The 14,045-nt window shown below is 26.0% G+C and carries 12 protein-coding genes and 1 pseudogene; 2 read left to right on the top strand and 11 right to left on the bottom strand.

All coding sequences use genetic code 11. From position 1 onward, the window contains the following. Positions 1-74: 74 nt before the first annotated feature. The 8 genes and pseudogenes from yihA to coaBC all read right to left on the bottom strand — a co-directional run bounded on the left by yihA (position 75) and on the right by coaBC (position 8,823). Positions 75-680: a ribosome biogenesis GTP-binding protein YihA/YsxC gene (gene yihA, locus M9408_RS01490; RefSeq protein WP_250257417.1), complete on the bottom strand. Its 606-nt coding sequence runs from the start codon at positions 678-680 to the stop codon at positions 75-77. 126 nt (positions 681-806) lie between these two features. Then, entirely contained in the window at positions 807-2,231 is a 1,425-nt protein-coding gene (gene glnA / locus M9408_RS01485) for a type I glutamate--ammonia ligase (protein WP_250257463.1), read from the bottom strand. A gap of 639 nt (positions 2,232-2,870) precedes the next feature. Further along, positions 2,871-3,050 (bottom strand): annotated as a pseudogene (gene rpoZ / locus M9408_RS01480) (DNA-directed RNA polymerase subunit omega); the annotation flags it as partial. Between the two features lie 73 nt (positions 3,051-3,123). After that, on the bottom strand, positions 3,124-3,762 hold the full coding sequence (gmk, locus tag M9408_RS01475; protein WP_250257415.1) for a guanylate kinase: 639 nt from the start codon (positions 3,760-3,762) through the stop codon (positions 3,124-3,126). A 314-nt stretch (positions 3,763-4,076) separates the two neighbouring features. After that, the gene (locus M9408_RS01470) at positions 4,077-4,517 is read right to left on the bottom strand and encodes a MarR family winged helix-turn-helix transcriptional regulator (RefSeq protein WP_250257414.1); all 441 of its coding nucleotides are present in this window, start codon (positions 4,515-4,517) and stop codon (positions 4,077-4,079) included. Positions 4,518-5,529: 1,012 nt separating this feature from the next. Beyond that, positions 5,530-6,396: a YicC/YloC family endoribonuclease gene (locus tag M9408_RS01465; protein WP_250257412.1), complete on the bottom strand. Its 867-nt coding sequence runs from the start codon at positions 6,394-6,396 to the stop codon at positions 5,530-5,532. Between the two features lie 782 nt (positions 6,397-7,178). Beyond that, positions 7,179-7,628, bottom strand: a complete 450-nt coding sequence (dut, locus tag M9408_RS01460) for a dUTP diphosphatase (protein ID WP_250257411.1) — start codon at positions 7,626-7,628, stop codon at positions 7,179-7,181. Further along, on the bottom strand, positions 7,615-8,823 hold the full coding sequence (gene coaBC, locus M9408_RS01455; protein ID WP_250236120.1) for a bifunctional phosphopantothenoylcysteine decarboxylase/phosphopantothenate--cysteine ligase CoaBC: 1,209 nt from the start codon (positions 8,821-8,823) through the stop codon (positions 7,615-7,617). The genes dut and coaBC overlap by 14 nt, the downstream gene beginning before the upstream one ends. A gap of 423 nt (positions 8,824-9,246) precedes the next feature. Between coaBC and rpmB the strand changes: the two genes are divergently transcribed. Beyond that, complete coding sequence (rpmB, locus tag M9408_RS01450) at positions 9,247-9,477, top strand: 50S ribosomal protein L28 (RefSeq protein WP_250236118.1); 231 nt, start codon at positions 9,247-9,249, stop codon at positions 9,475-9,477. A 20-nt stretch (positions 9,478-9,497) separates the two neighbouring features. Then, a complete protein-coding gene (rpmG, locus tag M9408_RS01445; RefSeq protein WP_250236116.1) occupies positions 9,498-9,665 on the top strand; it encodes a 50S ribosomal protein L33 in 168 nt (55 codons plus the stop codon). A gap of 247 nt (positions 9,666-9,912) precedes the next feature. On the opposite strand, the gene coaD is transcribed toward rpmG, so the two are convergent. The 3 genes from coaD to waaC form a co-directional block, all read right to left on the bottom strand. Further along, on the bottom strand, positions 9,913-10,422 hold the full coding sequence (gene coaD, locus M9408_RS01440) for a pantetheine-phosphate adenylyltransferase (protein ID WP_423775072.1): 510 nt from the start codon (positions 10,420-10,422) through the stop codon (positions 9,913-9,915). A gap of 698 nt (positions 10,423-11,120) precedes the next feature. Further along, complete coding sequence (gene waaA, locus M9408_RS01435) at positions 11,121-12,404, bottom strand: lipid IV(A) 3-deoxy-D-manno-octulosonic acid transferase (RefSeq protein WP_250257410.1); 1,284 nt, start codon at positions 12,402-12,404, stop codon at positions 11,121-11,123. Between the two features lie 652 nt (positions 12,405-13,056). Beyond that, positions 13,057-14,031, bottom strand: a complete 975-nt coding sequence (waaC, locus tag M9408_RS01430) for a lipopolysaccharide heptosyltransferase I (protein WP_250257409.1) — start codon at positions 14,029-14,031, stop codon at positions 13,057-13,059. Between the last annotated feature and the right edge of the window lie 14 nt (positions 14,032-14,045).

The raw sequence follows: 14,045 nt of genomic DNA, 5'->3' as shown, positions 1-14,045 counted from the left end.
CCATATATATTATACAATTTCTAAATATATAAAATATTATGTTGAATTTTATAGATATGTATTACGTTATTACTTCAATATTTTAGCCAATGATTAAGAGTAATTTTTAACAATTCTATTCCATGTTTCTTAACAGCAGAAAAGGGCGCAACTTGTATGCACGACGTTGTAAACCTTATATTCATGTCATGAATCATTTTTTGAGTTGTAACTTTCAAAATATTTCTAGAAATTTTATCTGATTTATTTAATAGAGTAAAAACCGGAACTTTCATAGAAAGCGCACTTTCAATTATTTTTTGATCTAAATTTTTTATAGGACGCCTAATATCCATGATTAAAATCAATCCTTTTAAATTCTCTCTCTTCTCCAAGTATTTGCATGCCACATCATGCCAATAATTTTTTCTTATGGTTATACCTTTAGCATAACCATAACCAGGAAAATCAATAAGACGAATGCCCGGTTTTACTTCAAATAAATTAATTAGTTTCGTACATCCTGGTGTTTTACTGACTTTGGTAAGTTTTTTTTGATAAGTTAGAGCATTAATAACGCTAGATTTCCCGCTATTAGAATAGCCAACAAAAGCCACCTCCATACCCATCTTTCCGTCAGGTAATTTACAAATTCCAGGCACACTTACTAAAAAATAAGTGATATGATAATTATATTTCATACATATATATTATGTATAATTATGGTAAAATGAAAATAAATTACTTAAATTTATATATTTAATTATAACAACTACCCTGTTTTACATTAATTATATGATGAGTCATCATATAATTAATGTAAAACTTTAAACACTATAATATAAATCAAATTCCACAGGATGCGGAGTAATATGTACTAACCTGATTTCTTCTTGACATAACAGAATATAAGCATTGATATAATCTTCACTAAAAACATCGCCTCGTGTCAAAAATGTATAATCTTCTGCCAAAGAATTCAATGCCTCATCAAAAGATGATGCCATACACGGAATAGATAATGCTTCTTTTTTAGAAATAGTATATAAATTTTTATCTATAGGTGCTCCAGGATGGACTTTATTAATAATTCCATCTAATCCAGCCATAAGCAACGCAGAAAAAGCTAAATAAGGATTAGCAGCTGGATCAGGAAAACGAATTTCAACGCGACATGATGCATCATTTTTTGATTTATTAATAATCGATGGAATCCGGATAGCGCTGGAACGATTACCAGCAGAATAAGTCAACATCACTGGAGCTTCATAATTTGGAACTAAACGTTTATATGAATTAGTAGTTGGATTAGTTATAGCATTTAATGCTTTAGCATGACGCAAAATTCCTCCAATATAAAATAAAGCTATATCAGAGAGATATCCATATTGTTCGCCTGAAAATAAGTTAACATCTTTTCTATGTAAAGATATATGACAATGCATACCTGACCCGTTATCATTTATAATGGGTTTTGGCATAAAAGTCGCAGTTTTACCAGAACTATGAGCAACATTATGTACTACATACTTATATATTTGTATTTCATCAGCTTTTTTGGTAAGAGTATTAAACCGGGTTGCTATTTCATTTTGTCCAGATGTTGCAACTTCATGATGATGAGCCTCTACAATTAATCCCATTTTTTCCATTATTAAAGACATAGTAGAGCGTAAATTTTGCGAAGAATCTATTGGAGGCACTGGAGCATATCCACTTTTTATTCTAGGACGATGACCTTTATTTCCGTCTTTATATACTTTACCGCTATTCCACGCCGATTCTCGATCATCAACTATCACATAAGACCCTGATTGTGTTGTTTCAAAACGAATGTCATCAAATAAAAAAAATTCTGGTTCAGGCCCAAACATTACAACATCAGCAATACCAGAATTATACAAAAACATTTCTGCCCGTTTAGCTATAGATCGTGGATCCCTATCATAATTTTTCATAGTACTAGGGTCGAAGATATCACAACGAATAATTACTGTAGTATTTTCATAAAATGGATCTATCACAAAGCTAGTGGGATCAGGCATTAAAATCATATCTGACTCATTAATATTTTTCCAGCCTTTAATAGAAGATCCGTCAAAAATCTTGCCATTATTAAATAAATGATCATCAACTTGCATTTTAGGGATAGTAATATGTTGTTCCTTTCCTTTTGTATCGGTAAAACGCAAATCAACAAATTTTATTTGTTTTTCATTAAGAATGGAAAAAATTTTTTCGATATCTGTCATATTTGATCTCTCAGCCATTATAGATCCCATGATAATACAGTCATAAAATAACACTTTAGAATTATTACTTATAAAAATTGTTGCTATCAATATCTTCTAAAAATTTATTTAATTTAAATATATCCGTGTTGGAATGATCATTGATATTATTAGTATTTGATATATTTAGCAAGTGCTATTGATAATTACCTAAATTTACAATTCTTAATCTGAAATTATAACGTCACTCATTGTAATTTTATAACAATACAATTTAACAAAATAAATATTTGTACGAATAATAATTTTTAATTACTTAAACCTCAATGCAGTATTTTATTGCTATAAAAATACATACTATAAAGCACTGCAATAAATATATGGTTTTTTATAGATTGAAAAAATTAATTTTTTTGTAATAAATTTTTTATCTTTAAAAACATATGTAATTCATACGCTATTTTAGAATATAAATATAAATGTTAATAAAAAAATAAATATTGCAATACATTACTTCAATATTTAAATTACATGATAAAAATAGTCTTTTAAGACTATTTTTCATATTTGCTATATATAAATTCTAACTTGTAAAGATAATTTAAAAACTTAAAACCATATAATGTTTACACTATATACAAATATTAAAATTTACTTAGCAATCAAATCTTCTTCTATTTCTCTAAGAGCAAGCACAGTATATTTGTCATTGTTATTTTTTTTAACTAACGTTTCTTTTCCACCAATCTGCATTTGTCGTGCACGCCGTGCAGCAACTAATATTAAATCAAATCTATTACCAACTTTTTCTACAGCATCCTGTACAGTAATACGTGCCATTTTATTGTATCCTTATTAATTTTTAAATTACTAACCATATTAAGAGCATTATTATGTAAATTTCGTATTATTGCTATACGTCTGGTAACAATAAGTTATGTATTAATGTTGCATGGTGTATTTTTTGATATGCTATACGCAATTGTTCAGATAATATAATTGATTGTAAATGTATTAGAGCAATATTAAAGTCATCATTTACCACGACATAATCATATTCTTTAAAATGACTAATTTCATCCATTGCATGCTTCATACGTTCAGCAATAATTTTTTTTGCATCTTGTCCCCTAAAATATAACCGACGTGATAATTCTTTCTTTGATGGAGGTAAAATAAAAATAGTATAAATATTATTTTTTATTTTATTTCGAATTTGTTGCGCTCCTTTCCAATCAATATTGAGCACAACATGTATTCCAGTACTTAACATAGTTTTGATATCATTTTTCAAGGTACCATAATAATGATCAAAAACTTTAGCATATTCAAAAAACTTATTCTTATTAATCATATATTTAAATTTTTTTCTTGAAATAAAATAATAATCTTTTCCATGAATTTCCCCAGATCTTTTAATACGTGTAGTATAAGAGATAGATAATTTAATTTTATAAATGAAACCATTATATTGCATTAAAGTTTGAATTAACGTAGACTTTCCTGTGCCACTTGGAGCAGATATGACGCATAATGTTCCTAAATTCTTCATCGTAAAGGAATATACAACTTTTAATTATATGAATAATCAATTTTTAAAAATATATTATTATTTTGTACATGACTAAATCATGACCACGGTCTACAATTAATTCTAGTTGATACTAAAACTTACCATCTACATTAACACATTTAATTGTTAATAGTCTTTGATGGAGGGTTTTCGGCAAGACTTAACAATTATTAGATAATTCAATAGTGATTATTATATGGTTATGTACTAAATTCATAAAACAGTCTTGCCGAAAACCCTATTTATGTTACTAAATGCTTATAATGTATATTATAATATACAACACGTTTATATTAGTTTAATATATTATTTTTTTGTCGTATTTCAAGCAAATTACATACTTCTCTAAAACTTTTAAGTTGCATATCAGACAAAGGAGAAAACATACGGTCTAAAATAATATTATGCGTATCTTTAGCAATACGTAATTTATCACGTCCTTTTTCTGTAATATGAACATACTTTACTCTGCGATCTGTCAAGCTTTGTTGTCGGCGTAACATTTCATCCTTTTCTAACGCGTCAAGTACTGTTACTACAGTTCTTGAAGAAAATCCCATATAATTTTTAATGTCTGTTGCACTAGTTTTACCGGTAGTAATAAGATGTAATATTTTCATTTTAGACATCGAAAGTCCTTCATTAACTAACTGACCGTTTATTTCTTTGCGTAAACGATGATAAATACGGGATAAAGATTCTACCATATTTGAAATATCTGTTAATCTATTCATAATTGTGTATCTCTATATTAAATCAATAACGATAATAGGACTGTATTTGACAGTTTCAATTAATATCAGGTTAAATTATAAAATAAATTATCTGCAGTATATTGTTTATTAAAATAATAACTTTCAGTTTAATTATTTTAACCTAATAATTAACAACACTTATTTAATCAATTATTTCAGTTCATGCCTCCTAAATTATTGTAATTCTACTAAATTAATATTTTCAATTATATTGAAATAATCAGACATTGTTACTCCAAAACGCATATATTCTGATATATAACTTTTATATTGTTTGCTATTTTTATTTTATCGGAGTTTTTTTAAATTTGAAATATTACTGTAGGAAAAAGAAAATTTCTGATAGATTTACAAAAAAATAATTTTTTTATTTTTTATGATTTATTTTTAATTTAAAATTATATATTTACATTTAAACAGATATAAATCACAATCTTTAAATAATATTCTTATAAAAAAATAAAATATCTTTTTATTTTTTTATAAGAATATTATTTAAATTTATATTTAATAATAAATAATATTTTTAAATAATAATATATTATACATTTCAGTTTATATAAATTCATAAAAATACCGTAAGTTAAGTGATATATATCATTTAATTTATAGTAAAATATTTTGGTTTACAAATTGATATGTTATTTTAACAAAAAATTAAATTTTGAAGAAATATAATTTATTCATAAATATATGATAACAGTTCATCTATAAACAATATCAAATAATATATCGTTTTTGATTAAATAGGGCTGTTAAACTAGAAATATATTTCTAGTAATGATTGCAACATAATGCAAAAGTGTAAGTAACAATGTTTACATAAATAAAATATAGAATTTTAATATTAAAATCTTAGTTCTAAGATAATTAATTAAAATATTTTATTTAATTCAAAAATTATCGAAATCAACTATTGACAATAAATATAGATACAACTAAACAATCTAATTCAAATTAAACAAAAAACTCTTTATTTAATGGCTATATTTTATTCAATATTTTGAGTTTGTTCTCGAACTTGTTCAATAAATATTTTTAAAGAGATTGCTAATTGAGTAATATGAGAGTTTATAGATTTTGAAGTTAATGTATTAGCTTCTCTACACAGTTCCTGTATTATAAAATCTAATCGCCTACCAATAGATCCTTTTTGATCAAGAACGCGATGCATTTCTTTGATATGACCTGTTAAACGATCTACTTCTTCTGAAATGTCAATTTTCTGGGCTACTATTAATAACTCTTGTTCTAATCGTATTGGATCAACATAAACGCAAACATCCTGCATTTGTTCCAAAAGTTTCTTTCGCTTCCACTCTAATACATTAGGAATATATTGACGAATTTCATTAACTTCCTTATACATTAAATGTAAACGTTCAACAATTTTATTTTTTAAAAAAATACCTTCTCTTTCCCTATTTTGCACTAAATTATGTAATGCCTCTTTAAAACATATTAATAATTCAGTACTAACATTATTCATGTCATTTTTTTCATATGTTATTACTCCTGGCCAAGATAAAATATCTATTGGATTTATCTCACCTTCATCATTAATTAATGTTTTTACCCATTTTGCATAAGAAACAAGATGATAAACCAACTGTTTATTAACAATAAGCGTGCTTATATTATTATTATCACAATTACTATTCATTTTAATGCGTAAAAAACATTCTATTTTTCCTCTAGTAAGAGAATCTTTAATTTGTTTACGAATCATCCACGATAAATCATAAAGATATTTAGGTAAATCAATATGAATATCTAAATAACGTTGATTTAAGGAACAAATTTCCCAGATAACATTACCCCATGTATACTTTACTTCATGTCTTGAAAAAGCGGTCATACTATAAACCATAACAAGCACCTAAATTTTATCAAAAAATAAAAATAAAATTTTAAAAATTTAAATAAGTAAATAATTTAATCCCATCATGCATATAAAAATCCAATTTTAATTATGTACTGAATATATAGATGTAATTTATTAAAAATTTGTGGAATTAATTTAGTGCTTATGAAACTTATATTACTTAATTCAATAATAACAATATAATAATACGATAACTGATAATAATTTATAAAATTCTTATTTATTTTCAAATACAATCTTCTAAACTAGAGAATTATATTCTGTGCATAATAAATACTACTGTTGTTATATGATTTATATATAAATCATATAACAACTATTAAAAATAGATTATAATAACTTATATTAAAATAATATTTTTGTTATTTTAATATAAGTTATTATAACAAAATAAAATCAATTAATAAGTAAAAATTATATAGAAACAATTTTAATAATATTAAAATTGTTTAATACCATTGCACATATATATTATAGAACTATATACACAATATATTGTGTTAATTTTTTATTCTAAAATTAATATAAAATCAATATAAGTACGTCTTTTTTAAAAATAAAGACCATTGCTATATATAGATACTAATCAGAATATTTATATATTATTTATAAATATAACAATTCATTAAACATACTATACTGTTTATTTCAATAAATTAATAATATACTTTATTTACGTAATTATTTAGAATATGTATATTATAACTTGAATAAAAAAGTATAATTTTCATTATACTCATGTAGTAAGTAATGTTTTACATCGAATGACCAAAACCATCAGACCCGCGTTCGGTAGGAATAAATGATTTAACTACAGAAAACTTAACTTGAATTATCGGTATAAAAATCAACTGTGCTATCCTTTTCCCAGGATACACGACATATTTTTTTGATCCACGATTCCATAAAGATACCATTAATTCTCCTTGATAATCTGAATCTATGAGCCCAACCAAATTTCCTAAAACAATACCGTACTTATGCCCCAACCCTGAACGAGGCAAAATAACACCCGCTATCTTTATATCAGAGATATGTATTGCAATACCAGTATAAATTAAATGAGTTTCTCCAGGATAAATGGTCAACGGTTCACTCAGACAAGCTGGCAAATCTAATCCAGCAGACCCTGCTGTAGCATATCTCGGAAAACAAAAATAATTAATAACACGATTATCAATAATTTTAATGTTAATTGTTTTCATTGTACCGCTTAATAATTTCATTAATAAGTTGTTGCGCCAATAAATTTTTTCTCCTTAAAGGCAATACAACGCTGCCTTTATTCCAAAACAGATATAAAGCATTATTATCACTATTGAATCCTTGATTCGCATGAGAAATATTATTAGCACAAATTAAATCTAAATGTTTACCGATACGTTTATCTTGAGCATATTTTTCTATATTCTTAGTTTCAGCAGCAAATCCAACAACATAGGGACGTTTATCAATTAATGACCCTACTTCTGATACAATATCAGGATTTTTAATCATAATTATTCTTAAGGTATTTTTATCCTTTTTAATTTTCTCAGAAGAAGAATGATTAATACGATAATCTGATACTGCTGCACAACCAATGAAAATTTGCTGATTTTTAATATCTTGCATCACTGCTTCTTTCATATCTAATGCAGAGATAACATTAATTCGTCTCACTCGAATAGGAGTGTGCAAATGTACTGGTCCTGCAATTAATGTAACTTTTGCTCCTTTGTCTGCGGCAGCTTGTGCAATAGCAAATCCCATTTTTCCTGAGCTGTAATTAGTAAAAAACCGAATAGGATCTAAAGCTTCATGAGTAGGACCAGCAGTAATCATAATATTAAGATGACTTAAAGAACTGTCATGAGAAAAATAATGCTCTATATACTCAGTAAGTATTTTTGGATCCGTCATGCGCCCATAACCAATATCATTACAAGCTTGATATCCATAATCTGGGCCCCAGACTAACACCCCTCTTTTTCGCAGAATATCTAAATTAGCTTGAGTTACGATAGCTTTATACATTTGTTGATTCATAGATGGTGCAACAGCAATAGGAGCTGTTGTAGCTAAACACAAACTGCATAATAAATCATTAGACAATCCCACAGATAATCTAGCTAATAAATTAGCTGTAGCTGGAGCAAGTAAAACTAAATCAGCCCATTTAGCTAATTTTATATGAGGCATCGTCATCTCTATTTGAGGAGAAAAAAAATTATCCAAAACTGGATGACAGGATATTGTTTGTAAACTTAAAGGAGTAACGAATTTTTTTGCAGATTTTGTCATAATCACTCTAACTTTTGAACCTCTTTCTTTTAGAAGTCGTATTAGGTCTATAGTTTTATATGCAGCAATACCACCGCTTACTCCTAATATGATACGTTTATCAATTAATCCCGTCATATTATATTCACATAATTTTAATGATTATTTATTTTATGTGTTATATCATAAAAATTGATAGTTTTTATTAATATAAATAAAATTAATAAATTTTTATTAATTCAATATTTCAGTAGAATAATAGTCTTGCACATAACATGCAAATTCCTATATAATACATCTTAATAAATCTATAGGAAATGTGAATGTTTGTAATATATGAGCAAACAATAACAAAACCAGTATTTGCGATATTAAAGATATTGTATTTATTAGATGTATATAAATAAATTTTTAAAAAATTCTTTATTAATTATATTTAAAAAACAAGACATGAAAATATAAATAAAAGAATTAACAAAATTTATAGGAAAACATAAAAATAGTTTTCTTATTATTATTGTTTAAATAATTATTTTAATAATAACGATTAGGAGAGTAATTGTGACGCGAGTGTGCCAAATTACTGGAAAGCGCCCTATGAATGGAAATAAACGTTCTCACGCTATGAATGCGACCAAACGTTGGTTTATACCTAATATTCATTCTCATCGTTTTTGGATCGACAGTAAAAAGCGCTACTTTACGTTACGGATATCTACAAAAGGTATGCGATTGATTGATAAATTAGGAATCGAATACTGTCTATCTAATTTATATTCTAAAAATAAATAATATTAAAAAGGAATTATATAATGGCTAAAGAAATACGAGAAACAATCCGTTTATTTTCCTCCTCTAATAATGGGCATTATTATAGCACTACTAAAAATAAGCGTACTAACCCTGAAAAAATAAAATTAAAAAAGTTTGACCCTTTTATACAAAAACATGTAATATACATAGAAAAGAAAAGCAATTAAATAAAATAAAGAACTAAATATTCGCCGATACTTTATTAAAATAAATTCAAAGAAGACCATCTCAAAAATTTACTATAATGTGTGTACAAAATGTTTTTAAAAGCATATATTTAATTCTAATCTAGAATTAATCAGGGTTGTATTTGGTTATTTCGATTATCTGTTAAAAAATAATAACTATCCACATTATTAGATATATACCAGGGATCAAATAAATGATATACATACAATAATGTTTTTTAAATAATCATAAGATCTTCATATCTTTCGGGGTGTTTCTTAACTTTTCTATTACTTTTTCAGCAATAAAATTAGGAATAAATTGATCTATTTTTCCTCCATATTGAGCAATCTCTTTCACTAATTTAGAAGAAAGATACGTCCAAATTCCTGTAGATGTCATAAATATCGTTTCTATTTCTTTTTCGAAATAATTATTAATTTTTGCAAGTTGTATTTCATATTCAAAATCTGACCTAGTTCTTAAGCCCCGAATTAAAATATTTATTTGTTTTTTTTTCATAACGTTTACTGTTAAATCATTAAATCCAAATACTGTTACATTGGATAATGTTGCAGTTGCTTGTTCTACAAATATTACACGCTCTTTAAGACTAAACAGAGGATTTTTTTGTGGATTTTCAGCTACTGCTAAAAATAATTCGCCAAAAATTTTATGGGCTCTAACAATTATATCTAAATGTCCATACGTTAATGGATCAAAAGTTCCTGGATACATCGCATGAGTTAGCATCATATATTAGAAATTATACTTGTCGACGATTAAAGTAAAACTACAAAATAAATTTATCTATATAAATAGACTAAACTAAATATTTATTTGTACTACAATATAGTTTATATTTTAAAATTTAAATATCTAGTTAAAACATAAGTATATTTCAAAAATCAAGATTACATAATAACTATTAAACACATTTTAAAAAATATCTTTAATTCTTATACTTCCTACATCTTTAAACTAAATATGTTAAAATTTAACAAATATTTATCAAAGATAAATAATTAACTCTTATATCACAAGTCCTAATTAATCATAATCACTATCTAAAACATATATATCTACATACTATTATAAATGCCAATACAAACAATTTTGTGTTATACAAATATGTATATAATGATTATACATAAATTTATAAAAATTAAAACAACACCCTCCTTTCTGTCATATATAACAATATATGAGACTATTCGTTTATAATTACAGTCTATCGATAATAAGAGTAAATATATCAAACCATGATGCTATAATCTTTCAATTACTGTATTTCCTAATTTAATTTTATATTTTAATTACATTATATAAAGATGGTTGCAATGTATAATATTACACATAGATACTAATATATTTTTAAATAATAACAAAACAATAATAACCCTTAAATTCCACATAATTAAGTCAACAATCAATAATTTTTTTAAATAAAAAAATTATCTTCTAATTAATAAATAATTATCTAATAAATATAATAATTGTTGTAAAGCTCCTTGATTATGTTTTAGGACTTTAATAGCTCTATAACCATAATTTAAACGACTCTGTTTATTTGTAAGCAACATAGTAATAGTACTTATTAAAGATTCAGTATCGGTTACGGTAATTAATCCATCTGACTCATATAATTTGATACAAATATCATGAAAATTGAAAGTATATGGCCCCATAATCAACGGAATGGAATGTGCTGCTGGCTCTAATGGATTATGTCCTCCATGTTTTACTAAACTACCTCCAATAAAAGCCATATCCGAGACACCATACAGTAACATCAATTCTCCTATAGTATCATTAATAATTACTTGTGTTTCTTGAGATGGCGCAACTCCATCACTTCTCATAATGTAGGAAAACCCAGCTTCTTCAGTAATGCTTCTAACATTAATAAAACGTTCTGGATGGCGCGGAGCTAAAATCATCAGTAAATTAGGAAATGTTGTCAAAAGATGTTTATGTGCTTGCAGTAACAATATTTCCTCTCCTTTATGAGTGCTGCTAGCAATCCATACCTGTCGATTTTTAATCCAGGTTTTTTTTAAAAATGAAATTTTGTTTAATAAATCCTGAGATATTTCAATATCAAACTTCAGATTACCTGTAACAAATAACTTGTTTTTTTTTAATCCTAACTTAAGAAATCGAATAGCATCTCCTTTATTTTGAGCAGCAATAAAAGTAATACGTTCCATAATTAACGAAATAAAATAACGAAACTTCTTATAGCCAATAAAAGAACGAAATGAGAGGCGAGCATTAACAATAACAAAAGGAATATTACGTTGATACAATATATTAATAAGATTCGGCCATAATTCGGTTTCCATAGCAATAACCAATTTAGGTTTAACTTGGTCAATAAATCGTTTCATAGAACCAGGTAAATCATATGGTAAGTAACTACAATATGTGTTATCATGAAACCTAGACTGTGCTAATTCTATTCCTGTTGGAGTCATTGCAGTTAATGTAATAGTTATTCTTGGATAACGTTTCTGTAAAGCACGTATCAGAGGAATAGCTGCTAATGTTTCTCCAAGAGACACAGCATGCAAAACTATACCATCAGATTTAATACTTTTATGATGGAAGCCATAACGCTCCAACCAACGTTTACGATATGATGGCGATTTCCTGCTACGCCATAATAACCGTATCCATATTACAGGCTGAGCTATATACATAATAATACTATATATGCTAATATATAGTACAAACATATGACATCTCAAAATAATCAGTTAATATATTTATAATTACCACTGTCAGAAGTGTATGTAAAATTTAACCATATATCAATACTGATATATCTAATAAAATACAATTTAACAATCCATTTTTATGTGAACTATAAATTCAATTGTTAAAAATATATAAAATCATTGTTTACTTAAAAAGTAATATTTGTTATTAAACAAGATTTTTTGATTTTATTTAAATAATATTTAAACAATTAAATATACGTAACTCAACAATATTCAAAAATATTTGAATATTTTGAAAATATAATATAACTCTACGCAATCACTATCTAATTTTATAGATATAAGAGCAGAAACTGAAAATATTAAACATACTCTAATAACTCTTATTAAAAATTAAATATCTGGAATTTATATGCCAGATTCACTAATTATAACAATCAGTACCAGATATTGTATAATTCTAATTTTTTAAAAGGAATAATATTGCTATCATAAACAATATATATCTCTAAATATCAACTATTTTAAAATAAAACAACTCTGAATTATTAGGAATATATAGATATCAAAACTATAAGTAATAATAATATTTCTGAACTTAAAATGATCTATGCTCAAAAAATAACATTATTATAACGTTAATAATACATAGGTTTAAAAAATATTCTTAAATAGATATCGAAGTTAAAATCTTTTGAAATACTTCCCAAACATACATAGGACTCAAGTGTTCCATTTTTTTAGTTGAAGAATATAAAATAATTTGATTTTGTCCATATGTTCCAATTAATTCAGGATTAGTTGGTCCATATAATGTTAAATTAGGGCAACCAAGTGCTGCTGCTAAATGACTCAGTCCAGTATCAACAGATATTATCGCTGTTGCTCCAGATATTTGCACAGCAATCTCTTGTAATGTTAATTTTGGTAAAATTATTATCTGATTATAAGATAATTTTACTAAGCGATTAATACGTAATTCTTCACTTTTTGTCCAAAAAGGTAACTTAATATGATAGCCTGCATTAATAGCACATCGTGCAATGATGCTCCAATTAAGTTCTGGCCAATGCTTTTTTATTTTAGTAGTAGAATGAAAAAATATTAAATAAGGAACACTATTTTTTTGAAGGGGAAATAAATGCTCAATATTATATTTTCCTATACAAGGCGGTACAGGATATTTTAAACTAAACGAAAAAAGCTGACGAATACGTTCTACAGCATGTTGGCTTTTCTTTATATAATGTCGTTTATGATAAAACAAAGAACTAACGGGTTCCCGTGTACTTATATAATCCATTCCATGTTTTTCACCACGTGAATGGCATGTTATTAACAAAGATGTCTTCAATAGTCCCTGAGCATCAATAATTACATCGTATTCTTTTTTTTTTAATTCTCGAATACACTCATAATATTTATCCCATGAAGAAATTTTATACCAATTTTTTATCCAAAATCTAAGATTGATAGGGATAATTTGATGTATTGCCGGATGCCACTTAAGAATCTCAGAAAAAGTTTCTTCTACAACCCAGTTAAATGATACATCTGGTACAGAAACTGATGCATCGGTAACCGCAGGTAAAGTATGTATAATATCTCCCATAGAAGAAACTTTTATAATTAAAACCTTCATGAATATATTTATAT

Source organism: Candidatus Blochmannia vicinus, from assembly GCF_023586525.1.
GTDB lineage: Bacteria > Pseudomonadota > Gammaproteobacteria > Enterobacterales > Enterobacteriaceae > Blochmanniella > Blochmanniella vicinus.
Note: the sequence above shows the minus strand (reverse complement) of the source record. Positions and strands in the feature narration are given on the sequence as shown.